This window comes from Pseudoruegeria aquimaris, assembly GCF_900172235.1.
Taxonomy (GTDB): Bacteria; Pseudomonadota; Alphaproteobacteria; order Rhodobacterales; family Rhodobacteraceae; genus Pseudoruegeria; species Pseudoruegeria aquimaris.
Genome location: NZ_FWFQ01000008.1, coordinates 20,096 through 45,864, shown reverse-complemented (window position 1 = coordinate 45,864; position 25,769 = coordinate 20,096). Strand labels below are relative to the sequence as shown.

General features: G+C 68.8%; 32 protein-coding genes. 15 read left to right on the top strand and 17 right to left on the bottom strand.

The genetic code is table 11. From position 1 onward, the window contains the following. Positions 1 to 13: 13 nt before the first annotated feature. Genes deoC through PSA7680_RS07180 form a run of 3 tightly spaced genes read left to right on the top strand, consistent with a single transcriptional unit; the run spans position 14 to position 3,676 of the window. Positions 14 to 1,021, top strand: coding sequence for a deoxyribose-phosphate aldolase (deoC, locus tag PSA7680_RS07190; RefSeq protein ID WP_245824506.1), 1,008 nt, complete (start codon positions 14 to 16; stop codon positions 1,019 to 1,021). A gap of 7 nt (positions 1,022 to 1,028) precedes the next feature. Next, a complete protein-coding gene (locus PSA7680_RS07185) occupies positions 1,029 to 1,328 on the top strand; it encodes a hypothetical protein (protein WP_085867997.1) in 300 nt (99 codons plus the stop codon). Continuing rightward, a complete protein-coding gene (locus PSA7680_RS07180; protein WP_085867996.1) occupies positions 1,325 to 3,676 on the top strand; it encodes an aldehyde dehydrogenase family protein in 2,352 nt (783 codons plus the stop codon). Before PSA7680_RS07185 ends, PSA7680_RS07180 begins: the two co-directional genes overlap by 4 nt. A 76-nt stretch (positions 3,677 to 3,752) precedes the next feature. Here PSA7680_RS07180 and PSA7680_RS07175 read toward each other — a convergent pair whose 3' ends face one another. The 3 genes from PSA7680_RS07175 to PSA7680_RS07165 form a co-directional block, all read right to left on the bottom strand. Continuing rightward, positions 3,753 to 4,415, bottom strand: coding sequence for a DUF1523 family protein (locus PSA7680_RS07175; protein WP_085867995.1), 663 nt, complete (start codon positions 4,413 to 4,415; stop codon positions 3,753 to 3,755). Between the two features lie 7 nt (positions 4,416 to 4,422). Continuing rightward, positions 4,423 to 4,686, bottom strand: coding sequence for a hypothetical protein (locus PSA7680_RS07170; protein ID WP_085867994.1), 264 nt, complete (start codon positions 4,684 to 4,686; stop codon positions 4,423 to 4,425). Positions 4,687 to 4,840: 154 nt separating this feature from the next. Beyond that, positions 4,841 to 6,052 (bottom strand): aminopeptidase P family protein, encoded by a 1,212-nt coding sequence (locus tag PSA7680_RS07165; RefSeq protein ID WP_085867993.1) that lies wholly within the window; start codon positions 6,050 to 6,052, stop codon positions 4,841 to 4,843. A 229-nt stretch (positions 6,053 to 6,281) separates the two neighbouring features. Here PSA7680_RS07165 and PSA7680_RS07160 point away from each other — a divergent pair, with 229 nt between their 5' ends. The 4 genes from PSA7680_RS07160 to PSA7680_RS07145 all read left to right on the top strand — a co-directional run bounded on the left by PSA7680_RS07160 (position 6,282) and on the right by PSA7680_RS07145 (position 9,019). Further along, the gene (locus PSA7680_RS07160; protein WP_085867992.1) at positions 6,282 to 7,025 is read left to right on the top strand and encodes an SDR family oxidoreductase; all 744 of its coding nucleotides are present in this window, start codon (positions 6,282 to 6,284) and stop codon (positions 7,023 to 7,025) included. Then, positions 7,022 to 7,372 (top strand): cupin domain-containing protein, encoded by a 351-nt coding sequence (locus PSA7680_RS07155; RefSeq protein ID WP_085867991.1) that lies wholly within the window; start codon positions 7,022 to 7,024, stop codon positions 7,370 to 7,372. Before PSA7680_RS07160 ends, PSA7680_RS07155 begins: the two co-directional genes overlap by 4 nt. Next, positions 7,372 to 8,343, top strand: coding sequence for a P1 family peptidase (locus PSA7680_RS07150; protein WP_085867990.1), 972 nt, complete (start codon positions 7,372 to 7,374; stop codon positions 8,341 to 8,343). Before PSA7680_RS07155 ends, PSA7680_RS07150 begins: the two co-directional genes overlap by 1 nt. A gap of 130 nt (positions 8,344 to 8,473) precedes the next feature. Continuing rightward, entirely contained in the window at positions 8,474 to 9,019 is a 546-nt protein-coding gene (locus PSA7680_RS07145; protein WP_085867989.1) for a hypothetical protein, read from the top strand. Positions 9,020 to 9,037: 18 nt separating this feature from the next. Here PSA7680_RS07145 and PSA7680_RS07140 read toward each other — a convergent pair whose 3' ends face one another. Next, entirely contained in the window at positions 9,038 to 9,844 is an 807-nt protein-coding gene (locus PSA7680_RS07140) for a hormone-sensitive lipase (protein WP_085867988.1), read from the bottom strand. A gap of 10 nt (positions 9,845 to 9,854) precedes the next feature. Continuing rightward, the gene (locus PSA7680_RS07135) at positions 9,855 to 11,069 is read right to left on the bottom strand and encodes an NAD(P)/FAD-dependent oxidoreductase (RefSeq protein ID WP_085867987.1); all 1,215 of its coding nucleotides are present in this window, start codon (positions 11,067 to 11,069) and stop codon (positions 9,855 to 9,857) included. Between the two features lie 167 nt (positions 11,070 to 11,236). On the opposite strand from PSA7680_RS07135, the gene ispH reads away from it, so the two are divergent. From ispH to PSA7680_RS07105, 6 genes are read left to right on the top strand one after another with little or no spacing between them, the layout of a single operon-like run. After that, entirely contained in the window at positions 11,237 to 12,187 is a 951-nt protein-coding gene (gene ispH / locus PSA7680_RS07130) for a 4-hydroxy-3-methylbut-2-enyl diphosphate reductase (protein ID WP_085867986.1), read from the top strand. Next, positions 12,184 to 12,636, top strand: coding sequence for a DUF3429 domain-containing protein (locus PSA7680_RS07125; protein ID WP_085867985.1), 453 nt, complete (start codon positions 12,184 to 12,186; stop codon positions 12,634 to 12,636). The genes ispH and PSA7680_RS07125 overlap by 4 nt, the downstream gene beginning before the upstream one ends. 31 nt (positions 12,637 to 12,667) lie before the next feature. After that, positions 12,668 to 13,288, top strand: a complete 621-nt coding sequence (locus PSA7680_RS07120; RefSeq protein WP_085868086.1) for a LysE family translocator — start codon at positions 12,668 to 12,670, stop codon at positions 13,286 to 13,288. A gap of 5 nt (positions 13,289 to 13,293) precedes the next feature. Beyond that, positions 13,294 to 13,881 carry a class I SAM-dependent DNA methyltransferase gene (locus PSA7680_RS07115; RefSeq protein WP_085867984.1) on the top strand — a complete coding sequence of 196 codons (588 nt, stop codon included), beginning with the start codon at positions 13,294 to 13,296 and terminating at the stop codon, positions 13,879 to 13,881. After that, complete coding sequence (gene rnhA, locus PSA7680_RS07110; RefSeq protein WP_085867983.1) at positions 13,874 to 14,347, top strand: ribonuclease HI; 474 nt, start codon at positions 13,874 to 13,876, stop codon at positions 14,345 to 14,347. The genes PSA7680_RS07115 and rnhA overlap by 8 nt, the downstream gene beginning before the upstream one ends. Continuing rightward, on the top strand, positions 14,344 to 14,967 hold the full coding sequence (locus PSA7680_RS07105; protein ID WP_085867982.1) for a trimeric intracellular cation channel family protein: 624 nt from the start codon (positions 14,344 to 14,346) through the stop codon (positions 14,965 to 14,967). The genes rnhA and PSA7680_RS07105 overlap by 4 nt, the downstream gene beginning before the upstream one ends. A gap of 70 nt (positions 14,968 to 15,037) precedes the next feature. Here the strand turns inward: PSA7680_RS07105 and PSA7680_RS07100 are convergent, their stop codons facing one another. From PSA7680_RS07100 to def (PSA7680_RS07075), 6 genes are all read right to left on the bottom strand, one after another. After that, positions 15,038 to 15,277, bottom strand: coding sequence for a GlsB/YeaQ/YmgE family stress response membrane protein (locus PSA7680_RS07100; protein WP_085867981.1), 240 nt, complete (start codon positions 15,275 to 15,277; stop codon positions 15,038 to 15,040). 133 nt (positions 15,278 to 15,410) lie between these two features. After that, positions 15,411 to 16,310 carry a methionyl-tRNA formyltransferase gene (gene fmt, locus PSA7680_RS07095; protein WP_085867980.1) on the bottom strand — a complete coding sequence of 300 codons (900 nt, stop codon included), beginning with the start codon at positions 16,308 to 16,310 and terminating at the stop codon, positions 15,411 to 15,413. 53 nt (positions 16,311 to 16,363) lie between these two features. Beyond that, a complete protein-coding gene (locus PSA7680_RS07090; RefSeq protein WP_085867979.1) occupies positions 16,364 to 16,738 on the bottom strand; it encodes a hypothetical protein in 375 nt (124 codons plus the stop codon). A gap of 105 nt (positions 16,739 to 16,843) precedes the next feature. Beyond that, complete coding sequence (def, locus tag PSA7680_RS07085) at positions 16,844 to 17,341, bottom strand: peptide deformylase (RefSeq protein WP_085867978.1); 498 nt, start codon at positions 17,339 to 17,341, stop codon at positions 16,844 to 16,846. Beyond that, positions 17,338 to 17,835, bottom strand: a complete 498-nt coding sequence (gene def, locus PSA7680_RS07080; protein ID WP_085867977.1) for a peptide deformylase — start codon at positions 17,833 to 17,835, stop codon at positions 17,338 to 17,340. The genes def (PSA7680_RS07085) and def (PSA7680_RS07080) overlap by 4 nt, the downstream gene beginning before the upstream one ends. Next, the gene (gene def / locus PSA7680_RS07075) at positions 17,832 to 18,353 is read right to left on the bottom strand and encodes a peptide deformylase (RefSeq protein ID WP_085868085.1); all 522 of its coding nucleotides are present in this window, start codon (positions 18,351 to 18,353) and stop codon (positions 17,832 to 17,834) included. The genes def (PSA7680_RS07080) and def (PSA7680_RS07075) overlap by 4 nt, the downstream gene beginning before the upstream one ends. Positions 18,354 to 18,449: 96 nt before the next feature. Here def (PSA7680_RS07075) and PSA7680_RS07070 point away from each other — a divergent pair, with 96 nt between their 5' ends. Next, on the top strand, positions 18,450 to 19,640 hold the full coding sequence (locus PSA7680_RS07070; RefSeq protein WP_085867976.1) for a MalY/PatB family protein: 1,191 nt from the start codon (positions 18,450 to 18,452) through the stop codon (positions 19,638 to 19,640). Between the two features lie 58 nt (positions 19,641 to 19,698). Next, the gene (locus tag PSA7680_RS07065; RefSeq protein WP_085867975.1) at positions 19,699 to 20,064 is read left to right on the top strand and encodes a VOC family protein; all 366 of its coding nucleotides are present in this window, start codon (positions 19,699 to 19,701) and stop codon (positions 20,062 to 20,064) included. Positions 20,065 to 20,067: 3 nt separating this feature from the next. Here PSA7680_RS07065 and PSA7680_RS07060 read toward each other — a convergent pair whose 3' ends face one another. The 6 genes from PSA7680_RS07060 to PSA7680_RS07035 form a co-directional block, all read right to left on the bottom strand. After that, the gene (locus PSA7680_RS07060; RefSeq protein WP_085867974.1) at positions 20,068 to 20,412 is read right to left on the bottom strand and encodes a hypothetical protein; all 345 of its coding nucleotides are present in this window, start codon (positions 20,410 to 20,412) and stop codon (positions 20,068 to 20,070) included. A gap of 147 nt (positions 20,413 to 20,559) precedes the next feature. Beyond that, a complete protein-coding gene (gene cobM, locus PSA7680_RS07055; protein WP_085867973.1) occupies positions 20,560 to 21,351 on the bottom strand; it encodes a precorrin-4 C(11)-methyltransferase in 792 nt (263 codons plus the stop codon). A 13-nt stretch (positions 21,352 to 21,364) separates the two neighbouring features. Beyond that, positions 21,365 to 23,167, bottom strand: a complete 1,803-nt coding sequence (gene cobJ / locus PSA7680_RS07050) for a precorrin-3B C(17)-methyltransferase (protein WP_085867972.1) — start codon at positions 23,165 to 23,167, stop codon at positions 21,365 to 21,367. Next, positions 23,158 to 23,865, bottom strand: coding sequence for a precorrin-2 C(20)-methyltransferase (gene cobI / locus PSA7680_RS07045; RefSeq protein ID WP_085867971.1), 708 nt, complete (start codon positions 23,863 to 23,865; stop codon positions 23,158 to 23,160). Before cobI ends, cobJ begins: the two co-directional genes overlap by 10 nt. Beyond that, positions 23,862 to 25,067, bottom strand: coding sequence for a precorrin-6y C5,15-methyltransferase (decarboxylating) subunit CbiE (gene cbiE / locus PSA7680_RS07040; RefSeq protein WP_085867970.1), 1,206 nt, complete (start codon positions 25,065 to 25,067; stop codon positions 23,862 to 23,864). The genes cobI and cbiE overlap by 4 nt, the downstream gene beginning before the upstream one ends. Next, positions 25,064 to 25,708, bottom strand: a complete 645-nt coding sequence (locus tag PSA7680_RS07035) for a precorrin-8X methylmutase (RefSeq protein ID WP_085867969.1) — start codon at positions 25,706 to 25,708, stop codon at positions 25,064 to 25,066. Before PSA7680_RS07035 ends, cbiE begins: the two co-directional genes overlap by 4 nt. Positions 25,709 to 25,769: the final 61 nt, after the last annotated feature.

The following is a 25,769-nucleotide window of genomic DNA, read 5'->3' as shown; positions in this document are numbered from 1 at the left end:
AGGAGTTGGCACCTTGCAGACAGAGAGTTTGAAACCCGGCGCGCACGGCGAAGACACCGCCCAGCTGCCGCAGGTGCATGAGCCCCGCAACCCGGGGACGGAGCTGGATCTCGATCTGATCCACGGGCTGCAGGCCAACACCTCCGCCATCGAACGCCGGGCCGCCACGCTGCCGGGCCGCCGCTCGGTGAAGAAGGAATACCAGGCCGCCTGGCTGCTGAAGGCGATCACCCTGATCGATCTCACCACGCTGTCGGGCGACGACACCGAGGGCCGCGTGCGCCGCCTCTGCGCCAAGGCCCGCCAGCCGGTGCGCCCCGACATTCTGCAGGCCCTCGGCATGGGGCCGATCCACACCGGCGCCGTCTGCGTCTACCACGACATGGTGGAAACCGCCGTGCAGGCGCTGAAGGGCACCGACATCCCGGTGGCCGCCGTCTCCACCGGCTTTCCCGCCGGGCTCTCGCCCTTCCCCCTGCGGATCGCCGAGATCGGCGAGAGCGTGAAGGCCGGCGCGAAAGAGATCGACATCGTGATCACCCGGCGCCACGTTCTCCAGGGCAACTGGCAGGCGCTCTACGACGAGATGCGCGCCATGCGGGAGGCCTGCGGCGAGGCCCACGTCAAGGCCATCCTCGCCACCGGTGAACTGGGCACCCTGCGCAACGTCGCCCGCGCCTCCCACGTCTGCATGATGGCAGGCGCCGATTTCATCAAGACCTCCACCGGCAAGGAAAGCGTGAACGCCACGCTGCCGGTGAGCCTCGTGATGATCCGCGCCATCCGCGAGTATCACGCCCGCACCGGCTACCGCGTCGGCTACAAGCCCGCCGGTGGCATCTCCAAGGCCAAGGACGCGCTCACCTACCTCGCCCTCATCAAGGACGAACTGGGCGATCGCTGGCTGCAGCCCGATCTCTTCCGCTTCGGCGCCTCCTCCCTGCTGGGCGACATCGAGCGCCAGCTGGAGCACTACGTCACCGGCGCCTATTCCGCCGCCTACCGCCACCCGATGGCCTAGGCCGGAGATGCAGAACAACCCCTATATCCTGCTGCTCGGGCTGGCCGCCGCGCTCTGGCTCGGCGCCCAGAGCTGGCGGCGGCGCAAGCTGCGTCGCGCGATGCAGGCGCTGCCAACCCGGCTGCAACGCCAGCTGGGCCCCGAACCGGAATACGCACCGCCCGCCACCGCGCCCCACTCCCCCGAACTGGAGGCCTTCGCCCGCCTGCACCGCCGTACCGCGCAGATCCAGACGGGCCTGCGCGGTCTCGCCGCCATCTGGCTCCTGTTCGTCATCTTCCTCGTCCTGAGAAAGCAATTCCCATGACCGTCAAAGAGATCTTCGAAACCATGGACTACGGCCCCGCCCCCGAAAGCGCCGCCGAGGCGCTCGCCTGGCTCGTGGATGCCGGCGACAGCTTCGGCCATTTCATCGACGGAGCCTTCACCGCCCCCGGTGCGGAGACCTTCGAAAGCCGCAACCCCGCCAACGGCAACGTTCTGGCCCTGCTCTCGCAAGGCAGCGCACAAGACGTGGACGCCGCCGTGAAGGCCGCCCGCCGCGCCCAGCCGAAATGGGCCGCGCTGCCGGGGCACGCCCGCGCCAGATACCTCTACGCGCTCGCCCGCCTCGTGCAGAAGCACAGCCGCCTCTTCGCGGTGCTGGAAACGCTGGACAACGGCAAGCCCATCCGCGAAAGCCGCGACATCGACATCCCCCTCGTCGCGCGCCACTTTTACTACCACGCCGGCATGGCCCAACTGATGGAGGCCGAGCTTCCGGGCCGCGAGCCACTCGGCGTCTGCGGCCAGATCATCCCCTGGAACTTCCCGCTGCTGATGCTCGCCTGGAAGATCGCCCCGGCGCTGGCCATGGGCAACACGGTGGTGCTGAAACCGGCCGAATACACATCCCTCACCGCGCTGCTCTTCGCCCAGATCTGCCAGGAGGCCGGCCTGCCCAAGGGCGTCGTCAACATCGTCACCGGCGACGGCCGCACCGGCGAGGCCATCGTCAGCCACCCGGACATCGACAAGATCGCCTTCACCGGCTCCACCGAGGTGGGCCGCCGCATCCGCGAGGCCACCGCCGGCTCGGGCAAGGCGCTCACGCTCGAACTGGGCGGCAAATCCCCCTACATCGTCTTCGACGACGCCGATCTCGACAGCGCCGTGGAAGGGCTGGTGGACGCGATCTGGTTCAACCAGGGCCAGGTCTGCTGCGCCGGCTCGCGCCTTCTGGTGCAGGAAGGCATCGCGGAGCGCTTCTACGAGAAGCTCAAGGCCCGGATGGACGGGCTGCGCGTGGGCGATCCGCTCGACAAATGCATCGACGTGGGCGCCATCGTCGATCCGGTGCAACTGCAGACGATCACCCGCCTCGTGGACGACAACGCCGGCGAAGGCGAAATCCACCGCGCCGCCGGCCCGCTGCCGGAAAACGGCTGCTTCTACCCGCCCACCCTCATCACCGGCCTGCACCCCGCCAGCCCGCTGATGCAGGAGGAAATCTTCGGCCCCGTGCTCGCTTCCACCACCTTCCGCACCCCGGCGGAGGCCGTGGCGCTGGCCAACAACACCCGCTACGGGCTGGCCGCGAGCGTCTGGACGGAGAACGTCAACCTCGCGCTCGACATCGCCCCCAAGCTGGTGGCCGGCGTCGTCTGGGTGAACGGAACCAACATGTTCGACGCGGCGGCCGGTTTCGGCGGGGTGCGCGAAAGCGGCTACGGGCGCGAAGGCGGCTGGGAAGGGCTGTCGGCCTACACCAAACCCGCCGGCAAGGCCAAGGCCCTGAACCCCATCGCCCCTGTCCCGGCGCCGAAAAAGCTCGAAGCCGAAGGGCTGGACCGCACCGCGAAATTCTACATCGGCGGCAAGCAGGCCCGCCCCGACGGCGGCTACGCACAGGCCGTCTGGTCCCCCAAAGGCAAGCTTCTGGGCCATGTCGGCATCGCAAATCGCAAGGACGTGCGTAACGCCGTCGAAGCCGCCCATGCCGCCGGGGGCTGGGCCAGAACCACCGGCCACCTGCGCGCCCAGATCCTCTACTACATCGGCGAGAACCTCTCCGCCCGCGCCGAAGAATTCGCCGCGCGGATCGACGCCATGACCGGCGGCAAACAGGGCGCAAAGGAAGTCGAAGCCGCCATCAGCCGCCTCTTCACCTATGCCGCCTGGGCCGACAAATACGACGGTGCCGCCCACGGCGTGCCGATCCGCGGCGTCGCGCTGGCGATGAAGGAGCCCGTCGGCGTGATCGGCGCGCTCTGCCCCGACGAAGCCCCGCTGCTGGGCCTCGTCTCGCTGATGGCCCCGGCCATCGCCATGGGCAACCGCGTGGTGCTGGCGGCGAGCCAGCCCTACCCGCTGGCCGCCACGGATTTCTACCAGGTGCTGGAAACCTCCGACGTGCCCGCGGGCGTGGTCAACATCCTCACCGGCCCGCACGGCGACACCGCGCCGGCGCTGGCCGCCCACATGGACGTGGACGCCGTCTGGGCCTTCTCTCCCGGCCTCTCCGCCATGGTCGAGAAAGCCTCCACCGGCAACCTCAAGCGCACCTGGGCCTGCAACGACAAGGCCACCGACTGGTTCGCGCCCGAAGCCGAAGGCCGCCGCTTCCTGGAAGCCGCCACCGAGATCAAGAACATCTGGGTGCCCTACGGCGAATGAGGAAAAGGGCGCCCGAACGGCGCCCTTTCACTTTGTTCCGGAAATATCCCGGGGGCGCGGGGGCAGCGCCCCCGCCTTACTTCCGCCGAAACGGCGCAACCATGCGGCCGAACAGCCCCTTGGCCTTGTCGGCGGCCGCATCGGCCCGATCGTCCAGCTCGTCCAGCGCCACCGCTGCATCCTCCAGCACCGGGTCGATGCGCCGCTCCTTGAACCGCACCCAGACCCGCCAGAGCCAGATGGCAAAGGCCGCCAGCAGCGTCAGGATCACGATGTTGATCCACGGGATGATCCGCACGTCCGGCCCTTCCACGGGCCACACGCTTACCGCGTTCGGGTAGATGGAAAGGAACTCGCTGCGCCAGCCATAGGCGCGCACCGCCACCCACTGCGGGTTGTCGCGGGTGGAGATCAGCCCCTGCGCCTCGGTGTGCAGGTTGGAGGAATCGAGCTTGAAATAGGGCGGCCAGCCCCAGCCGGTGTCCTCGTTGCGGTAGACCCGCGGCTTTCCGTTGGCCTTGGTTGTGTTGATGAAACGCACGTCGCGCTGCAACTTGCCGTCGGCCGTCACCGTTCCGGCTTCGGAATTGGCCCAGAAGATCGAATTGGGCGACACCTGCTCCAGCTTGATGTCCACCCCCGTGATGATGACGATATCCGTCCGCGGCAGCGTGTAGTGCAGGAAGGCAAACAGGCTCAGAAGCACCGTGCCGATCAGGCCCCATTTGACGTAACGCATTCTTCCCTCACATGAAATTCACAACATATACGGTCACTGCCACCACCAGCATCGGCACGACATAGACCCCCAGGATCAGCTTGCGGCGCAGCGACTGGTCATAGTCCTTCAGCCCTTGGCGCACAAACTCATCGCGGTCGCCCTCCAGGATCTCCTGGTCGAATTCCCGTTCCAGCTTGCTGCGCCGTACGGAGCGGGAATAGAGCGAAAGGCACACATAGACCACCGTCAAAACGATGAACCCCACAACAACCAGACGCACCAAAGCCATCCCGGCCCTCCTGTCCCACGCCTCCCCTATGTAGGGCCTATACCCTTCGCGTGCAAAACCTGCTCCTCATCCTGGCCCAAATATCCCCGGAGGGGGCCGAATGGGACGGGGGGCCAAGCCCCCCATCCCCCGGCTGCCCGCAGGGGGGCAGCCCCTAGCCCACAACGTTGAACGCAGGGCCGTAGGGGTATTTCGTGATGTTCTCCGCGCCGTCCTCGGTGACCACCAGAATGTCGTGCTCCCGGTAGCCCCCGGCCCCCGGCGCACCGTCGGGGATGGTGATCATCGGCTCCATCGAGATCACCATGCCGGGCTCCAGCACGGTGTCGATGTCCTCGCGCAGTTCCAGCCCCGCCTCGCGCCCGTAGTAATGGCTCAGCACGCCGAAGGAATGGCCGTAGCCGAAGGATCGGTATTGCAGCAGGTCGCGCTCGGCGAAGAAGGCGTTCACCCCGGCGGTGATCTCGGCACAGCTCACGCCGGGGCGGATCAGCGAGATGCCCAGTTCATGGGCGCCCACGTTGGCCTCCCAGTAGGCAAGGCTCGCCGTGTCCACCTCCTGCACGAACATCGTGCGCTCCAGCGCGGTGTAGTAGCCCGAGATCATCGGGAAGGTGTTCAGGCTCAGGATGTCGCCGCGCGCGAGCCTGCGCCCCGTCACCGGGTTGTGCGCCCCGTCGGTGTTGATGCCGGATTGGAACCAGACCCAGGTATCGCGGTATTCCGCCTCCGGGAAACGTTCCGCGATCTCGGCTTCCATGGCGTCGCGCCCGGCCATGGCCACGTCGATCTCGCGCTTGCCCACGGCCACCGCATCGTGGATGGCGAAGCCGCCCACGTCGGCCACCGCGGCGCCTGCGCGGATCAGGGCGATCTCGGCAGGGGATTTGTGCATCCGCTGGCGCATCGTGGCCGGGGCGATGTCGGCCTTGCGGGCGGGCTTGAGGAAGGCGTCCAGCTTCTCGGACTGGGCCAGCGTCAGGTGATCGCCCTCGAAGCCGATCGCCGCGCCCTCCCCCGTCACCGAGCGGATCGCGCGCCAGTAGTTGTCGCGCTGCCAGTCGGTGTAGGTGATGTTGTCGCCATGGCAGCGCCGCCACGGCTGGCCGGCATCGATCCCGGCCGAGATCGTCACGCTTGTTTCAGCCGTCACCACGCAGGCGTAGGGCCGCCCGAAGGCGCAGTAGAGGAAGCCCGAGTAGTAGGCGATGTTGTGCATGGAGGTCAGCACGCAGGCGGTGACCCCGGCCTCCGCCATGATCGCGCGCAGGCCCGCCAGCCGGGCCTCGTATTCCTCCGGCGCGAAGGGAAGCAGCGCCTTCTCGCCATTGTGGAAGCGGTAGTATTCGGGGCGGTCGTGTGTCATCTGTGAACCCTCGTCAGGCGGGGCCACGGATCTCTGCACGGGCCCCTCGAAAGGTCCCGGCGTTCAGGACGGCAGGCCCGTGATGCAGGGCCGAGCGGCGCATCCGCGCCCCGGCGACGCCATCGCCGATGCTCTGGCGCGAGTTTTCGGCAAATCCTCGCCACAAGGCAAGCCAAAAGCCTTTGCGCCGCCCCGCCCCTGTGGAACACTCCCCCCGAGGGAGGCGCAGATGGGGCGTTTGCAGGGAAAGACGGCGATCGTGACGGGCGCGGGCTCGGGCTTCGGGGCGGGCATCGCGCGCAAGTTCGCCGCCGAGGGCGCGCGGGTGATGGTGGCCGACATCAACATCGAGGCCGCGCGGGAGATCGCGCAGGCCGTGGGCGGGGTGGCGCAGCACGTGGACGTTTCGCTGAACGTCAGCGTGGAGCGCATGGCACAGGCCGCCTTCGACAACTTTGGCCAGCTCGACATCCTCGTGAACAACGCCGGCGTCACCCACCTGCCGATGCCGCTGGAGGATGTCTGGGAGGAGGAGTTCGACCGCGTGCTCGCAGTGAATGCCAAATCCGTCTACCTCACCGCGCGCCATATCGTGCCGCATATGAAGGCCCACGGCGCCGGGGTGATCCTCAACGTCGCCTCCACCGCGGGGGTCTCACCGCGCCCGCTGCTGAACTGGTACAACGCCTCCAAGGGCTGGATGATCACCGCGACGCGCACGATGGCGGTGGAGCTTGCGCCAGTCGGCATCCGCGTCAACGCGCTCAACCCCGTGGCCGGGGAAACGCCACTTCTGGCCTCTTTCCTCGGCGAGGACACGCCGGAGATGCGGGCGAAGTTCCTCTCGACCATCCCGCTGGGGCGGTTCTCGCAACCGGAGGATCTGGGCAACGCGGCCTGTTTCCTCTGCTCCGACGAAGCAAGCATGATCACCGGCGTCGCGCTGGAAGTGGACGGAGGCCGCTGCATATGAAGAAGGTGAATCTCGCCGAAAAACTGGCGCAGGTCAGCGCGCCTTGGTCGCCCCATGTCGTGGCTGGCTTCAACGGCAACGATGTGATGGTGGCGAAATTCCAGGGGGCGTTTCCCTTCCACGATCACCCGGAGACGGATGATCTCTTCCTCGTGCTCGAAGGCGAGGTGTTGCTGGACGTCGAGGACGAAACCCATGTGCTCGGCCCCGGTGAGCTGTTCGTCGTGCCCGCCGGGGTGCGCCACCGCCCGCGCGCGGCGCAGGAAGCCAAGGTGATGTTGATCGAGCCCGCCGGCACGCCCAACACCGGCGATCCCGAAACCGCCGTGCACAAGCCGAGGATCTGATGCGGACAGGCCGGCGCAACCTGATCACCGATGTGGCCGGCCTGCGCGTCGGCAATGCCGAGGATGCGGGCATACTGACGGGCAGCACCGTGCTTGTGGCCGACGCACCCTTCATGGCGGCGGTGCACGTCATGGGCGGCGCGCCGGGTACGCGCGAAACCGATCTGCTCGCGCCCGACAAGACGGTCCAGCAGGTGGACGCGCTGGTGCTCTCCGGCGGCTCGGCCTTCGGGCTGGACGCGGCCTCGGGCGTGGCGGATGCCTTGCGCGCCGCAGGGCGCGGTTTCGATGTGGGCGGGCAGAAGGTGCCGATCGTTCCGGCGGCGATCCTGTTCGATCTTCTCAACGGCGGCAACAAGGACTGGGCGGAAAACCCCTACAGGGGCCTCGGCGCCGCCGCGCTGGACGCCGCGGCGGAAGACTTCGCGCTCGGCGCGTCCGGGGCGGGCTTCGGCGCCACCACGGCCACGGGCCGGGGCGGGCTGGGCTCGGCCTCGCTGGTGCTGCCCTCCGGGCATACCGTCGGCGCCCTCGTGGCGGTGAACGCGCTGGGAAGCCCCACCGTGGGTGAAAGCCGCCACTTCTGGGCCGCGCCTTTCGAGATCGACGGCGAGTTCGGCGGGCTGGGGCCGGCACCGGCCGGGGCCTTCGATCCCCTTGCCCCGCCGCGCCTGAAAGGCGGGCCGGGCGAGAACACCACCATCGGCATCGTCGCCACCGATGCCGAGCTCACGCAGGCCGAGTGCCAGCGCATGGCCACCGCCGCGCATGACGGCTTCGCCCGCGCGCTCTACCCGGCGCACACGCCGTTCGACGGCGATCTGATCTTCGGGATCAGCACCGGGGCGCATCCGCTTGCCGATCCCGTCGCGGTTCCGATCCTGCTGGGTCACGCCGCCGCGCTCTGCATGGCACGGGCGATCGCGCGCGGAGTTTATGAGGCATCCGGTCCGCCGCAACCGGCCGCCTGAAGCGCAGCGTGCCTTCCCCGCCCATCACCGCCTGCGGGGGGATAGAACCCCATGTTTTCCCCTTGATGCACACACCGATGGCCGGGCCTTCTGGGCACATTGGAACAGTCTTTTGCAAACGGAGCCCCACATGAAAGCATTTGCACTGCCGCTCTGCGCCGGTCTTTTTCTCGCCGCCCTTCCGGCCACGGCCGACGATGTGTCCGACACGCTCAAGAGCGCGCTTGAGGCCTATGAAGCCGGCGACATCCAATACGCGATGGAAGAAATCGCCTTCGCCCAACAGCTTCTCAAGGAAATGAAGGCGGACTCCCTGACCGCCTTCCTGCCGGAAGCACCGGATGGCTGGACCCGCGAGATCGACACCGAGATGGCCGCCACGCTGGGCATGCTCGGCGGCGGCGTCGGCACGAAGGCCAGCTACAGCGACGGCTCGGACAGCTTCACGCTCACCCTCATGGCCGACAACCCCATGGTTGCCGCCATGGGCAGCGCCGGCTTGATGGGCGGCAAGATGATCCGCGTCGGGCGCGAGAAATTCGCCGACCAGGACGGACAGCTCATCGCCCTGATCGGCAACCGCGTGCTGGTGCAGGCGGAAGGCCAGAACAAGGAGGCCATGCGCGCGCTGCTCGAAACCATGGATTTCCGCGCATTGGCAAGCTTCGGGCAATAAGCGCGGACGGCGGAAGGCTCAGCCCCCGAGCACCGCCTTCATCAGCGGGCTGGCATCATCGGCCAGCCCGTCGATCACGTCGAAATGGTGCCGCCCCGGATCGATGCGCAGTTCCGCGCCCTCCCAGGCCTCGGTGAGCCAGCGGGCCTGATCGAGGAAGGCGGGCCGCTCTTCGGCCCCGACCCAGACCGTCACCGGGCAGGGCAGCGGGCTGTGGCGGATCGGGCTCTCGGCCTCGGCCTCCGCCGCATCGATGCGCAGATCGGCGTTCATCGCGGTCTCCATCAGCGGCACCAGATCGGCGAGCGGCGAAATCGGCACCACCCTCTTCAGCCGCGCAGCCACGGCCGGATCAAGCCCCACGTCCGGGCAGAGCATCCGCGCCACGAGGTGGCCGCCCGCCGAATGGCCGGTGAGCACGATCGGCCCCGCCACCCGCGCGGCGGCGGCCTCCACGGCGCGCCGCACCTCCTGCGTGATCTCGGCGATCCGCGCCTCGGGCGCCAGCGTGTAGCTCGGCATCGCCACCGCCCAGCCCGCCGCCTGCGCCCCGGCGGCGAAATGGGACCACAGCTTGTTGTCGAACCGCCGCCAGTAGCCACCGTGCACGAACACCATCAGCCCCTCGGGCCGCCCGGCGGGGTAGAACAGATCGAACCGCTGTCGCGCACCCTCTCCGTAGGGCATGTTGAGCTGCGCGCGCCCCACGGCGTGCTCCACCTCGCGCCATTCCCGCGCCCTTTCCTCCCAGCGGGGCGGGTAGGCGGCGGCGTCGGGGATGAAATCGGCGTTGGCGTAGGCGATATCGGCCTCGGACTGGCTCATGGCGTTCCTCTCAGCGGCGCATGTAGATTTTCAGATCGGCGTCCGGATCGGCGGCGGCCTCGGCCGGGATGCTGCCGCCCGCATCCAGCACCTTCTTGGCCACCATGTAGGCGCGCGGATCCGACATCGCATCCACGCTCAGAAGCTGCTCGCCCGCGTAATACCAATGCGAACCGGTGCCCTCCTTGGCCCCGGGGCGGCGGATGACGCGATCATAGCCGGCGTTCAGCCCGGTGATCTGAAGCTTCACGTCATACTGGTCGGACCAGAACCACGGCGTCGCCTCGTAGGCCTGCCCCGCGCCCAGCATGTTCGCAGCCACCACCTCGGCCTGGTCGATGGCGTTGGGCACGCTTTCCAGCCGGATGCGCCCGCCCCTGTAGGGGAAGGAGGCGCAATCGCCCGCCGCCCAGATGTCGGCCGCGGAGGTGCGGCCCTGCGCGTCTGTGCGGATGCCGTTCTCGATGGCCAGCCCCGCCGCCTCGGCCAGCGCCGTGTTGGGGCGGATGCCGATGCCGACGATGACGAAATCCACCTCCAGCCTGCTGCCGTCGGACAGTTCTGCCGCCGCCACGCGGCCCTCTCCGGTGAGCCGGTCAAGCCCGACGCCTTCGCGCAGGTCCACGCCGTGGCTGCGGTGCAGGGTGCGAAAGAAATCCGCCGTTTCCGGCGCCGCCACCCGCTGCAGGATGCGCGGGGCCATTTCCACGAGCGTCACCTGAAGGCCCTTCTTCGCGGCCACGGCGGCCGCCTCCAGCCCGATGTAGCCGCCGCCCACGATCAGTACGCGCCGGCCTTCGGAGAATTCCCCCGTCATCGCGTCCACGTCGGCCAGCCCGCGGACGGTATAGACGCCGCCCAGATCGCCGCCGATGGCCGCCGGCAGGCGGATGGGGCTGGACCCGGTGGTGAGCGCGAGTTGATCGAAGGGCAGCACCTCGCCCGTGGTGAGCGTCACGTGGCGGGCCTCGGGATCGATCGCGGCGACCCCCGTGCCCGTGCGCAAGGCGATGCCCTGCTCGGCGTAGAAGCTTTCGGGCCGCAGGTAGAGCCGTTCCCGCGCCATCTCGCCCAGCAGGTAGGCCTTGGAGAGCGGCGGGCGCTGGTAGGGCGGCACGGGCTCTTCGCCGATCAGGGTGATCGCATCCTCGCAGCCCTGCGCGCGCAGCTTTGCCACAAGCGACGCCCCGGCCTGCCCGGCCCCCACAACGATGATCTGCCCCATGGCGCACCCTCATTTCACAAATGCCCGTCTGCGCATCTATCCCGCAGCGCGCCCGCGCAGGCAAGCCGGGAAGCGACATCGCACCCGCCGCCTGCGCGCGGCCACCCTTGGCCCGGCGGGGCAAACCGTCTACATCTTGGCGCGAACAGATCCTGCAAGGCTGCCCGATGACGAAAGCTCCGCTCACCCTCTACCTCGCCGCCCCGCGCGGCTTCTGCGCCGGCGTCGTGCGCGCGATCAAGATCGTGGAAATGGCGCTGGAGAAATGGGGCGCGCCCGTCTACGTGCGCCACGAGATCGTGCACAACAAGTTCGTCGTGGACGGGTTGCGCGAACAGGGCGCCGTCTTCGTGGAGGAGCTCGACGAATGCCCGCCGGACCGCCCGGTGATCTTCTCCGCCCACGGCGTGCCCAAGGCGGTGCCGGCCGCGGCCGAGGCGCGCAACATGATCTACGTGGACGCCACCTGCCCGCTGGTGAGCAAGGTCCACATCGAGGCCGAGCGGCACCATGAGAACGGCCTTCAGATGATCATGATCGGCCATGCCGGCCACCCGGAAACCGTGGGCACCATGGGGCAGCTGCCAGAAGGCGAGGTGCTGCTGGTGGAAGAGCCCGACGACGTGGCCCGGCTCGAGGTGCGCGACCCGGATAAGCTGGCCTACATCACCCAGACGACGCTTTCGATCGACGACACCGCCAACGTGGTGGCAGCGCTGAAGGCGCGGTTCCCCGCCATCGTCGGCCCCCACAAGGAAGACATCTGCTACGCCACCACCAACCGCCAGCACGCGGTGAAGGAAATGGCGCCCAACTGCGATGCGATCCTCGTGATCGGCGCGCCGAACTCCTCCAACTCCAAGCGGCTGGTGGAAGTGGGCGCGGCCGCCGGGTGCAAATACTCGCAGCTCGTGCAACGCGCCGCCGACATCGACTGGCGCGCGCTCGAAGGCATCCGCTCCATCGGGCTGACCGCCGGCGCCAGCGCGCCCGAGGTGCTCATCAACGAGGTGGTGGACGCCTTCCGCGACCGTTACGAGGTGACGGTGGAACAGGTGGAAACCGCGCAGGAGAACGTGGAGTTCAAAGTGCCGCGCGTGCTGCGGGTGCCCGCATGAGCACGATCCCCCGCGCCGCCCTGATCCTTGGCCTCGCGGGCGTGCTGCCCTTCGCCTGGGGGGCGCTGAGCCACCTTCTGCCCGATCTCACCGGCCCGCTGCGCGGCCTGCTGCCCGCGCGCTTCTCCGGGGTTGCGGTGATGATCTCCTACGGGATCGTGATCCTGGCCTTCATGTCCGGCGTGCTCTGGGGCTTTGCCGCGCAGACGGCGGGGCGGATCGCCACCGTGGGCTACGTGCTCTCCGTGCTGCCGGCGCTCTGGGCCTTCTTCCTTGTCGGCTCGGGCCTGATGGCGCCCCTGGTGGCGCTGATGGTGGGCTTCGCGGTGCTTCTGCTGTTCGACGGCTGGTTCTGGTGGCGCACGCTGGCGCCGCGCTGGTGGATGTGGCTGCGCATCCTGTTGACGGGGCTGGTGCTGCTCTGCCTCTATGTCGGGGTGAGTTTCTAACCGCGAAAGGCGGCCCCCCTTGTCGAGCAACGTGATTTCCCCCGAGTTTCTTCTGACCGCTTTCATCGTCGTCCTCGCGCCCGGAACGGGCGTGATCTACACGCTGGGCACCGGGCTTGCGCGGGGCGGCCGCGCCGCTCTGGCCGCCGCCTTCGGCTGCACGTTGGGGATCGTGCCGCATCTGCTGGCCGCCACGCTGGGGCTGGCGGCGCTGCTGCACGCGAGTGCGGTGATCTTCCAGGCGGTGAAATTCGCCGGGGTCGCCTTCCTGCTCTACCTCGCGTGGCAGACGCTGAAAGAGGGCGGCAGCTTCGATGCGGACGGCACCGGCGCGAAGGCACCGCTGCGTGCCGGGCCGATCGCGGTGAAGGGCGCGCTGATCAACATCCTGAACCCCAAGCTTTCGATCTTCTTCCTCGCCTTCCTGCCCCAGTTCCTCTCGGCCAACCCGGCGACGGCGACGGCCGAAATGCTGCTGCTGGGCGCGGTGTTCATGGCGATGACCTTCGCCATCTTCGTGCTCTACGGCCTGTTCGCCGCCGCCGCGAGGGACCGCGTGCTGCGCTCCCCGCGCGCGCTGCGCTGGATGCGCCGCGCCTTCGCCGCCGCCTTCGCCGGGCTGGGGCTGAAACTCGCCACCGAGCGGCTGTAGCCCCCGTGTCCGACGCCGAAACCCTCGCCGTCTACGCCGCCAAGGCCGCCGACTACGCGAAGCTCGTCAGCCGGGGGCAGCCCGACGCCGATCTGCGCGCCTTCATGGCCGCCCTGCCCGCGCGTGCGCGGGTGCTGGATCTGGGCTGCGGGCCGGGCAATTCGGCCCGGATGATGATGGACGCGGGCTTCGAGGTGGAGGCCACCGACGCCGCGCCGGAAATGGTCGCCCTTGCGCGCAGGGCCGGGGTTGACGCACGGGTGGCGGCGTTTGCCGATCTCGACGCGATCGATCGCTATGATGGGGTCTGGGCCAACTTCAGCCTGCTGCACGCCCCGCGCGCCGCCTTTCCCATCCACCTCCAAGCGATCAAACGCGCGCTCAAATCCGGCGGGCTGCTGCACCTCGGCATGAAAATCGGCGAAGGCGAAGGGCGCGACGGGCTCGGGCGGTTCTACACCTACTATGGCCTTGAGGCGTTGGAACGGCTGCTTGCGCAGGCCGGTTTCACGGTGGTGCGAAAACGGCTGGGGGAGGCTGCAGGTTTGGCTGGCACAAGCGATCCCTTTGTCATACTGACCGCCCATGGCTGAACTGTTTGCATATACCGATGGCGCCTGCTCCGGGAACCCCGGCCCCGGCGGATGGGGGGCGCTGCTGATCGCCCGCGAGGGCGAGACCGTGCTCAAGGAGCGCGAGCTGAAGGGCGGCGAAGCGGAGACCACCAACAACCGGATGGAGCTTCTGGCCGCAATCCACGCGCTGGAAACGCTCGAACGCCCCTCCAAGCTCACCGTCGTCACCGATAGCGCCTACGTGAAGGGTGGGATCACCCAGTGGCTGCACGGCTGGAAGCGCAACGGCTGGAAGACCTCCACCAAGAAGCCGGTGAAGAACGAGGATCTCTGGCGGCGGCTGGACGAGGCGGTGAAGCGCCACGACGTGACGTGGAAATGGGTGAAGGGCCACGCCGGCCACCCCGAGAACGAGCGCGCCGACGCCTTGGCCCGCGCCGGGATGGCGCCGTTCAAACCGAAGAAGACCAAGGCCGGGAAATGACGGCCTTCGCGCTGCTGGATCACACCTCGGTGTTCGTCTTCGCACTCACCGGCGCGCTGGTGGCCAGCCGCGCGCAGCTCGATATCGTCGGTTTCCTGTTTCTCGGCACGCTCACGGCGGTGGGCGGCGGCACGATCCGCGATCTGCTTCTGAACCGCGACGCGGTGTTCTGGATCGCCTCGCCCAGCTACATCGCCGTGGCGAGCGCGGCGAGCGTGCTGATCTATTTCACCGCGCCCCTGCTGGAGAGCCGCAGGGCATGGATCGTCTGGCTCGACGCGATCGCGCTTTCGGTGGCGGTGGCGGTGGGGTTCGGCGTGGCGGTGAATCTTGGGCAGGGGCCCTTCATCGTGGCGGTGATGGCGATGATCACCGGCACCATGGGCGGGCTGATGCGGGACGTCGTGGCCAACGAGGTGCCACTGCTGCTGAGCCAGGGCGAGATCTACGCCACCGCCTGTTTCGCCGGTGCGCTGGCGGGGCTGGCGGTGCTCTGGCTGGGCGCGCCGCTGGGGCTGGGCATGGCGGTGGCCGCGGGGCTCACCTTCGGGCTGCGCGCCGGATCGGTGGCCTTCGGCTGGCGGCTGCCGCTCTACAAGCCGCGCCCCCCGCGCGGCTGAAGTGTTCCGGCCTCCGGCCGATACGACGTGCAACGCCTGTTCGGGTCCAATCGTCCGAGGAGGCCGCCCGCTATCTGCGGGCCTGGTATTGCTTCCAGATCCACAGCAGAAGCATGGCGCCCAGAACGGCTCCCACGAAGCCGGAGAGCATCCCGAAGAGCGAGCCCAGCAGGCGCAGGATCAAGCCGCCCAGCAGGGCGCCGACGACGCCGATGGCGATGGTGGTCACGGTGTCGGTTTCCACCTCCATCAGGCGGGTGGCGAGGAAACCGGCAGCCGCGCCGACGATGATCAGAACGAGAACGGACATGGGCGGGCCTCTGCTGCATGGGCCGCGCATCGGCGGCCGGGAAAGCCGGAGATTTCATGCCTCCGGCGGGGATATTTGCAGAACAAAGTAGGCCCCTGCCCGCGACGCCGCAAGGCGGCTGCGGAGGATGGGCTCAGGTGAAGATCGCCGGCGGCGTGTAGCCGCGCAGGAGATCCTCGGTGGCCATGGCGCGTTTGCCGTGGCGTTGGGCGGTGAGCACCTGCACCGCACCGGAGCCGCAGGCGATGCGCAGGCCTCCGAGGTGGGTGCCGGGCGCACCTTCGCCTTCGGCGAGGCGGCTTTCGATCAGCTTCAGGCGCTCCTCGCCGGCCTGGCACCAGGCGCCCGGAAAGGGCGAAAGGCCGCGGATCCGGCGATCCACCTCCACGGCGGGGGCCGTCCAGTCGATCCGGGCTTCGGCCTTGTCGATCTTCGCGGCATAGGTCACGCCATCCTCCGGTTGCGGCACCGGGGTGAGCTCGGGGAGCCTCGCGAGCGCCTCCACGATCTTCTCGGCCCCAAGCGCGGCGAGGCGGTCGTGCAGGCGGGCGGTGGTGTCCTGCGGGCCGATCGGCGTCGCGGCGCGCAGGAGCACCGGGCCGGTGTCGAGGCCGGCGTCCATCTGCATGATGCAGACCCCGGTTTCGGTGTCGCCCGCGAGGATGGCCCGGTGGATCGGCGCGGCGCCGCGCCAGCGGGGCAGCAGCGAAGCGTGGATGTTGAGGCAGCCGTGGGTTGGGGCATCGAGGATGGGCTGCGGCAGGATCAGCCCGTAGGCCACCACGACGGCGACATCGGCCTTGAGCGCGGCGAACTCGGCCTGGGCTTCGGCGTTGCGCAGCGAGGTGGGGTGGCGCACCGGCAGGCCCAGCGCCGTGGCACGGGTGTGCACGGGGGTGGGGCGTTCCTTCTTGCCGCGGCCGGCCGGGCGCGGGGGCTGGCAGTAGACGCAGGCGATCTCGTGCCCTGCCTCGACCAGCGCGTCCAGAACCGGCACCGAAAACTCCGGCGTTCCCATGAAGATGATGCGCATGCCTGCCTCCGACGCTGTGGGAGGGGGCCTGCGCCCCCGGTCACAGGTGGCTCTTAGCGCATGGCGCCGCAGGGGGCCAGAGCGGCGGAGCGCCGGGGCGCAGCGCCGCGCCAGCGGGCCGCCATCCAGATCACGGCCAGGAGGGCGGCGGCCTGCGACAGGGTGAAGATCCAGCCCGTGGGCAGCAGCGCCAGCTCGGCCAGCATCAGCAGCGCCGCGCCCGAATGCGCGTGGCGGGCCGCTTCGCGCGGCAGCAGCGCGGCGAGCAGGATCAGCACGAGGCTCAGGCCGAGCACGGCCACCGAAACTGGGCCGCCGGACAGCATCGGCTGGGCGTCGCAGATGAAGGCGTTGATCAGAATGGCGAGCCACAGCGCGGTGAGCGTGGCGCGGGTATCGTCCTTGCGGTCACTGGGCAGGAGCGTCATCACGGGCATCCTCGGGCATGATCTTGACTGTCCGGGCAGACTAGCCGCCCCACCCTGCCCTGCACATTCGCCATTTTCGCAGATCCGCTATGCGCGGATGCATGATCAGCCGTGCAGCTTGCGGCTCTTGCGGATCAGCATGTCGCGCTTCGTCTTGGAAAGGTGATCCACGAAGAGCCGTCCGTTCAGGTGATCGATCTGGTGCTGCACCGAGGTGGACCAGAGCCCGACGAAATCGCGTTCCTCGATCTCGCCCTCGGCATTGAGGAAACGCACCGTCACCGCGCGAGGGCGCTGGATCACGGCCGACACGCCCGGCAGGTTGGGGCTGGCCTCTTCGTGGCTGCGCAGCTGGCTGGAGGCATGAAGGATTTCCGGGTTGGCCATGCGCACGGCCTGGCCCCGGGTCTCGGAAGCATCCACCACGGCCAGCCGCAGCATGACCCCGATCTGCGGCGCGCCCATGCCGACGCCGGGCATGGCTTCCATCGTGTCGATCATGTCCTGCCAGACGGCGCGGACGTCATCGGTGATGGCCTCAACCTCGGCGGCGCGGGTGCGCAGGCGTCTGTCGGGGTAGCGCAGGCAGGGGCGGATCGTCATGGCAGGGCCTCGTAGGCGGCTTCAAGGGGGGCGCGGACCTCGGGCGGCAGGCGATCGAAGGTCACCAGCCCGTCGAGATGATCGAGTTCATGCTGGGCGCAGCGGGCGGCGAAGCCTTCCAGCGCGGCCTCCCGCCGGTTGCCGGTTTCATCAAGGTAGCGCAGGGTGATCGCGGTGGGCCGGCGCACGCGGGCGGTGACGCCCGGGATCGAGAGGCAGCCCTCCTCGCCTTCGGCCTGCGCTTCGGATGCGGCGGCGATCTCGGGATTGATGCAGACCATCGGCGTGGCGGCGCCGTCCTTCCAGCCCACGTCCATCACGAAGAGCCGCTGGAGCACGCCCACCTGCGGAGCCGCGAGGCCCCGGCCCGGCGCCGCATACATCGTTTCGAGCATGTCCTGCGCAAGGGCGGCCGCGGCGGGGATATCGGTGACCTCTTCGCAGACCGCCGACAGGCGCGGATCCGGCCAGCGCAGGATCGCGAGCCGGCTCATGCGCGGGCGCGTTCGCGCTTCAGCTTCTGCATCTTGCGCGTGATCATCTGGCGCTTGAGCGGCTTGAGGTAATCGATGAACAGCTTGCCGTCGAGGTGATCGATCTCGTGCTGCACGCAGGTGGCCCAGAGCTTGTCGAACCTTGCCGACTGCTCGGCGCCATCGACGCCGAACCAGCGGACTTCCACCTCGGCGGGGCGCGTCACCTCGGCGTATTGCTCGGGGATCGACAGGCAGCCTTCCTCGTAGACGCTGGTTTCGTCGGAGGCCCACATGACCTGCGGGTTCACCATCACGATGGGCGACGGATCACCCTCGCCCTCCTTCACGCAATCCAGCACGATCAGCCGCTTGAGCACGCCGATCTGCGGCGCTGCCAGGCCGATGCCGGGCGCGTCATACATGGTTTCGAGCATGTCGTCGGCCAGTTGGCGCAGCTCGGGCGTGAAGGCATCGATCTCGGCGGCCCTCTTCTTCAGGCGCGGATCGGGATGGATCAGGATATCGCGTTTGCTCATGGCGTTCATGTAGGGCAGAGCCGCGGCGCGCGCAACGCCCTTGCGCTCGCGCGCACAAGCTTTAGCGTGGCCACGAATGACAAGACGGAGCGCCCCATGAGTCTCGATACCGCCAGCCCCTTCGACGAGATCATCGATCGCCGCGGCACCAATGCCTCGAAATGGGATCTGATGGAACGCGCCTTCGGCGTGCCGCAGGAGACGGGGCTCGCGATGTGGGTGGCCGACATGGACTTCCGTGCGCCCGATTTTCTGCAGGCGGCGGTTCAGGCGCAGCTGCAGAAGGCCAACTACGGCTATTTCTGCGGGCTTGAGAGCTTCAACGAAGCCGTGCACTGGTGGATGAGCGAGCGCCACGGCTGGGCGATCGACACGGACCACATGTTCACGACCTACGGGTTGGGCCACGGCATCGCCATGGCGATCCAGTGCTTCACGGCGCCCGAGGATCACGTGGCGATCTTCTCTCCCGTCTACCACGAGTTCGCCATCAAGATCGGCAAGACGGGCCGCAACCTCACCGAGCTGCCGCTGGTGAACCGGAACGGCCGCTACGAGATGGATTTCGACGCCTACGAGGCGCGGATGACGGGGCGCGAAAAGATGGTCCTCTTCTCCTCGCCGCACAACCCGGCCGGGCGCGTCTGGACGCAGGCGGAGCTGGCACAGCTGGCGGCGTTCTGCCGGCGCCACGACCTGATCCTCGTGTCCGACGAGATCCACCACGATCTGACCTTCCCCGGCCAGACCCACCTGCCGATGCCGGTGGCCTGCCCCGAGATCACCGACCGGCTCATCGTCACCACCTCCGCCTCCAAGACGTTCAACATCGCCGGCACCCGCTGCGGCTGCGTGACGATCCCCGACCCCGCCCTTCGGGAGCGTTTCGGGCGCTTCTACCGCGGCTTCGACATCAACCCCAACCTCTTCGGGATCGCCCTGATGGAGGCGGCCTACTCCCCCGCCGGCGCGGCCTGGGTGGACGAGTTGCGCCCCTACATCGCCGGCAATGCCGCGCTCTTCGCCGAAGGCATCGCCGCCATTCCGGGGCTCTCGGCCATGCCGATGGAAAGCACCTATCTCGCCTGGGTGGATTTCTCCGGCACCGGCATGGCGCGCGAGGAGTTCCAGGGCCGCGTCTACAAGGGCGCCGAGATCGCCGCCACCCCCGGCCACACGCTGGGCACCGGGGGCGAGAGCTTCATGCGGTTCAACCTGGGCATGCCGCGCGCCCGCGTGCAAGAGGCCGTCGAGCGGCTGGCCCGCGCCTTCGGCGATCTCCAGTAGCGCCGAAGGCGCGCGCCTGTGCTATCCTGCGCGAAAGCGGATGCAGGGAGTCAGGTGCATGGAAAAGGTTGTCGGTTTTGGCGGGTTCTTCTTTCGCAGCAGGGATCCCGAGGCGCTGGCGGCGTGGTATGAGGCGCATCTGGGCATCTCTCGCGTGCCCCGGGATTTCGACAGCCAGCCGTGGACGCCCGCAGGCGGGCCGACCGTATTTGCCCCCTTCCCAGCGGAGACCGATTACTTCGGCGATCCGGCGCGGGCTTTCATGCTGAATTTCCGGGTAAGCGACATGGACGCGATGATGGCGCAACTGCGCGCTGCCGGGATCGAGGTCACCGAAGGCGATCCCATGCCCATCGGCAGATTCGCGCGGTTGCGGGATCCGGAAGGCAACCCGATCGAATTGTGGGAGCCGAAAGCGCCCTGAGGGCTAGTGACGCGACAGCAGCCCGGCGGGCTTGTTGTCCGGCTCAGCGAAATCCAGTGCAGCGCGATCGCGGATCGGGGTGCGGCGCTTGAAAATGTAGCGCACCTCATCGCCATCGGAGTCGGCCCGCACGATCAGGCATTGCGAGATCGGGCGATTGCCTTCGTAGATCTCAACGAAGCCGCGTAGGCCTTTCTCGCCGTCCAGCGTGAAGCCGTCATCCGTCATCTTCAGGATGCGGAACACCTCACCGCCCGAATGCACCCGCAGGCGGGAGACGAACTTGGCATCGCGCAGACGGGCCTGCTCAAGGCCTTCGCGCACTTCCTTCGGCAGGAACTCAGACATGGCACACTCCGCACTTTCGCAAAAAGGATGCCACAGGCTTGCACGGTTGCAAGGCAGTTTCATGACAGGTCCGCGCGCTGCCGGGCCCTGTGACCCGGCGGCGACGCTCGCGGGCGCAGAATGCCTTCGCCCGCGCAGCGAGGATGCCTAGGTGTTGTGGGGCTCCACGAGATCCACACCAGCGACCGGGCGCAGCACGTGGGGCTTCTGCGGATCGTAGAGGGCGGAATCCTTGAAGTCGCGCGCCGCGCCGAGCGCCGGGCCGACGAGAATCAGCGCCGTGCGGGTGATCTTCTCGGCGCGCACCTTCTGGCGGATGTCGGCCAGCGTGCCGCGCAGCAGGATCTGGTCGGGCCAGCCCACGCGGTAGGCCACCACCACGGGGCAGTCCGCACCGTAGTAGGGCGTCAGCACACGCTCGATCTCGCGCATGTTGCGCACGGCAAGGTGGATCGCCAGCGTCGCGCCGGTGCGGGCGAAGTTCTCCAGCGTTTCGCCTGCGGGCATGGAGGTCGACTGCATCGACATGCGCGTGAGCACGATGGATTGCGCGATCTCGGGGATCGTCAGCTCCTGCCCCAGCGCGGCGGCGGCGGCGGCGTAGGCGGGCACGCCGGGAATGATTTCATAGGGGATGCCGTCGGCCTTCAGGCGGCGGATCTGCTCGGCGATGGCGCCGTAAAGCGAGGGATCGCCGGAATGCACGCGGGCCACGTCCTCCCCACGCTCGTGCGCGGCCAGGATCTCGGCGTGGGTTTCATCGAGCGTCATGGCGGCGGTGTCCATCACCCGCGCGCCTTCGGGTGCGCAGGCCACCACTTCGGCCGGAACGAGCGAGCCGGCGTAGAGGCAGACAGGGCAGGCCCCGATGCGTTTCTGGGCCTTCAGCGTGAGCAGTTCGGGATCGCCCGGCCCGGCGCCGATGAAATAGACGGTCATGGTTTTTTCCTTCCTAAGCCGGTTTGGCGAGATCGCCGTCGATCTTGCGGGCATAGCCGCGCGGGGTGAACATGCGCGGCCCCTCCCCCAGCTGCGCGAGCCGGGAATGCGAGGAGCCCACCAGAACCACGGTGAGCATGTCCACCTCGTCCACTTCCAGCTCGCTCAGCTTGCGGTAGCGGATGTGTTCTTCCGGGCGGCCCAGCGAGGAAGCCAGCATCACCGGCGTATCGGCCGGGCGGTGCTTGAGCAGGATGTCGCGGGCCTCTGCCAGCAGGGTGCGGCGGCGCATGGAGACAGGGTTGTAGAAGGCAATCACGAAATCGCCCTCGGCGGCGGCATGCAGGCGCTTCACGATGTCTTCGCGCGGGGTGAGCAGATCCGAAAGCGAGATTGCGCAGAAATCATGCCCAAGCGGCGCGCCCGCGCGGGCCGCCGCCCCTTGCAGGGCGGAAACGCCGGGGGTGCAGATCACCTCCACACGGCGGGCGGCATCCGAAACGCCCATGGCCTCGGGGCCGCGGTCCAGCAGTTCGAAGACCAGCGCGCCCATGGCGTAGATGCCGGCATCGCCGGAGCAGATCAGGGCCACGTTCTTGCCCTTGCCGGCCTGTTCCAGCGCATAGCGGCAGCGGTCTTCCTCGCCGCCCAGCGGGAAATCGGAGCGCGCCTTGCCGGCCGCCAGCGGGCCGAGCAGATCGATGTAGAGACCGTAGCCCACCAGTTCCTCGGCCTGCGCCACCAGCGCGCTGGCCTCGGGCGTGCGCCAGGAGTGCTGGCCGGGGCCGATACCGATGATCGAAAGCCGCCCGCGCGCGCGGCCCGGCAGATCGAGGATCGGTGCCGGGGCCTTCGCCAGCGCGGCCGTGGCATTGGCCGTCTTGCGCTTGGCGACGGCAAGCGTCGCGCCCGCCCCAGCCGCTGCCAGCGCCGCGCCTTCGCTCACGCCGTGGCAGCCGACTTCGGCAAAGACGACCTCAGAGGGGTTTTCCAGCCGCGCGGCCTGCGCTTCCAGTTCCTGCGCGGTGAACAGGCGCAGCGGCACCCCGAGGCGCCGTGCGACCACGTTCATCGCCGGCTCGTCGCCCTTCAGGTCGATGGAGTTGACACTGGCCACGGCCTCCGGCGCGATGTTGGCCTCGGCGAGCACCTCCTGCACCAGCGCCCAAAGCTCTTCCGGATCGGCATTGCGCGCGCAGCCCAGCCCGAGCGCATGGCTCTGCGGGTGATAACGGAGATCGGCCTGCGAGGGCGCCGCCCCCACCGAAAGGGTGAGCGTGCCGGACTCCGATGCCTCCAACCCGAAGATGTTCTCGCCGATCACGCGCGGGGTCTCCCCCGCCAGGAGCCGCGCCATCACCGATTTCGCGTCCTGCGGGTTGGCCAGCCGGTAGCCTGCCGGCGGCGCGTCCAGCGCCACGCCGAGCGCTACGTCCCCCGCGGTGGTGACGGCGGCGGTGGCTTCCAGCGCCTGCGCGATTTCGTTCGCAAGGCGGTTGGCCCCGCGATGGCCGCCCAAGAGCGGCACCACGACGCCGCCGTCGTCAGACACGGCCACCACAGGCGGCTCCTTGGTCTTGTCCGCCAGCAAGGGCGCGACGGCGCGGATCAGGATCCCGGCGGCGCAGACGCCGATCACCGGCGTGCCGGCGGCAAAGAGCGTGCGGATGTGCTCCAGCGCGTCCGGGAAGAAGGCGTCGGCCGCGTCCACCCGGCCCTCGCGGCCGTGGACGGGCGAATCCAGCGCCTGCGCCACGCGGTGGGCGGTGGCCTCGCCGGAGCGGTTGAGGCAGATCACGATGGGGGTCAGAGCCATGGATCGGCACCTTTCGTCAGCAGGATCATCGAGAAATAGGGCGCGGTTTCAGGGGCTTCGCTCAGGGGGAGCACCTTCTGCTCGGGCAGCGTCGCGCGCTCCACGTAGGTGGCGCGGTGGGTGAGGCCGAGGCCGTCGAACACGCGCCGGATCTTGGGCAGGTGGCGGCCCACCTTCATCAGCACCACGCTTTCGGCACCCTCCACGCGGGCGCGCAGCTCTTCCTCGGGCAGCGGCCCGGGCAGGATGGTGACGCGCTCGTTGCGGGCCGACAGCGGCATGCCGGCTTCCGCCGCGCAGGCGGTGACGGAGGTCACGCCGGGCACAACCTCCACCTCGAACCGCTGCGAAAGCCGCGCGAAGAGATACATGAAGGAGCCGTAGAAGAAGGGATCGCCCTCGCAGAGGCAGACGACATCCTCCCCCGCCTCCAGCACGGCGGCGATTTCGGCCGCGCCCTTGTCGTAGGCGGCCTGCGCCGGTTCGCGGGCCGGCGTCATCGGCACGTCCATCACGATTTCCCGCGCGCCGGCGGGGATCACGCCGGCGGCGATGCGGCGGGCGAAGCTTTCGCCACCGGCCAGCGCCGGATAGGCCACGGTGGTGGCATTTGCGATCAGGCGATGGGCCTTGAGGGTCATCAACTCCGGGTTGCCGGGGCCGAGGCCGACTCCGTAGAGCTTTCCGGGGGCTGTCATCGCTTGATCAGGCTCCACTGGGTGACGGGCATCAGCGGCCGCCAGCCGGTGCGTGGGCCGACGGGCTCGGCCCGGTGCACCGAGAGCTTCACCAGATCGCCGCCGTATTCCTTGTGCAGCGCCACGAGGATGGCTTCGCTTTCCAGCGTCACCGCATTGGCCACGAGCCGGCCCAGCGGGCGCAGGGCCGCCCAGGCGGCCTCGAAGGTTTCACGCGAGAGGCCGCCGCCGATGAAGATCGCATCCGGCGCCTCCAGCCCCTCAAGCGCCGCGGGCACGGTGCCGTCCCGCAGGTCCAGCTTGGGTGTGCCCAGCGCCAGCGCGTTGGCCGCGGCCATGGCGCGCCGGTCGGCGCGGGGCTCGATGCCGATGGCGCGGGCGTAGCGGGCCGCGCGCATCCACTCCACGGCGACGGAGCCGCAGCCGGTGCCGATGTCCCACAGCAGGGCGCCGCGCATGGGCATGAGCTTGGCCAGCGTGGCCGCGCGGACCTCGCGTTTCGTCATGGTGCCGTCGTGCTGGAAGAGATCATCCGACAGCCCCGGCACCCGCGGCAGCAGCGCGGCCTCGGGAGAGGCGATGCATTCCACCGCCAGCGTGTTGAAGGCGGGAACCTCGTGGCTCCAGTCCTTCGCCAGCCCGTCGAAACGTTCTTCCCGTTCCCCGCCCATGGCCGCCAGAACGGTCATGCGGCTTTCGCCGAAACCCCGCTCGGTGAGGAAGCGCGCGATCTGGGCCGGCGTCTCGGCGCCGGTGGTGAGGATCAGCAGGCGCTGGTGGGGCTGGATGAAGGCGATCATCTGCTCCACCGGGCGGCCGTGCACCGTGAGCGTTTCCAGATCCGCCATCGACCAGCCCATGCGCGCCGCCGCCAGCTGGAAGGCCGAGAGCTGCGGGTGATAGGTGATCTCCCCCGGCGGGATCGCCCGGCCGATGCGCGCACCGACGGAATACCAGAGCGGATCGCCCGTGGCCAAGACCACCACCCGCCGGCCCTTGAGGCCTTCGAGTTGGTCGATCAGCGCATCAAAGGGCGAAGGCCATGCGAGGCGCTCCGCCGTGAGGCTTTCCGAAAGCGCGTGGTGGCGCTCGCCGCCGATGATGACCTCGGCGGCCTCCACGACGGCACGGGTGGCGGGGGTGAGACCGTCCATCCCGTCTTCGCCGATGCCGACGATATGCAGCCAGGGGTGGGTGCTCATTGCAGTTTTCCTTCTTCGGGCAGGCCCGCGGCCAGCGCGTTCACGGCGGCCGAGGCGATGGCGGAGCCGCCGCGCCGCCCGCGCAGGGCGACGAAATCGCAGCCGCGCGGATTGGCCGCCAGTTCGGCCTTGCTTTCCGCCGCGCCGACGAAGCCCACCGGGAAGCCGAGGATCACGGCGGGTTTCGGCGCGCCGGCATCGAGCAGTTCGAGCAGGTGAAAGAGCGCGGTGGGCGCGTTGCCGATCGCGACGACCGCGCCCTCCAGATGTTCGGCCCAAAGCTCGACGGCGGCGGCGGAGCGGGTGTTGCCGATCTCCTGCGCCATGCCCGGCACGCGCGGATCGTTGAGGGTGACGATCACGTCGTTTTCCGCCGGAAGGTAGCGGCGGATGATGCCCGCGCCCACCATCTCGCAATCGCAGAGGATCGGCGCGCCGGCGGCGAGCGCGGCCTGCCCGCTGCGGTAGGCATTTTCGGAGAAGGCCAGGCGGTCGGCCACCTCGACCATGCCACAGGCGTGGATCAGGCGGATCGCCAGCCGCTCCATGCCGGGCGGGAAGCGATCGAGCCGCGCCTCGCGCCGGACGGTGGCGAAGCTTTCGGCGTAGATCGCCTTCGGGTCTTTCTCATAGGGGCGCATTTTTGCCCTGCCTCGGATCTGGCGGGAGGCTGGGAAGCCTCCGGCGGGGATATTTGAAGAA